This is a genomic window from Mycobacterium persicum (genome assembly GCF_002086675.1).
Taxonomy (GTDB): domain Bacteria; phylum Actinomycetota; class Actinomycetes; order Mycobacteriales; family Mycobacteriaceae; genus Mycobacterium; species Mycobacterium persicum.
The window spans coordinates 1-268 of record NZ_MVIF01000347.1; the positions used below are offsets into that span (position 1 = coordinate 1).

Consider the following 268-nt stretch of genomic DNA (forward strand, 5'->3'; position numbering starts at 1 on the left):
CACCGAAGACCCCACGATCAACTGGGGGGTCCCCGACGAGGTGATCGTCGGCTTCGAACGCGGCGTGCCGGTGTCCGTCGACGGCAAGCCGGTGTCGATGCTGGCGGCGATCGAGGAGCTCAACCGCCGCGCCGGAGCGCAAGGTGTCGGGCGCCTCGACGTCGTGGAGGATCGGCTGGTGGGCATCAAGAGCCGCGAGATCTACGAGGCGCCCGGCGCGATGGTGCTGATCACCGCGCACACCGAACTCGAACACGTCACCCTGGAG

Annotated in this window: 1 pseudogene; it reads left to right on the top strand. The window is 68.7% G+C overall.

Going from position 1 to position 268, the window contains the following annotated elements:
• A pseudogene (locus BST40_RS28710) lies at positions 1-268 on the top strand (argininosuccinate synthase); the annotation flags it as partial.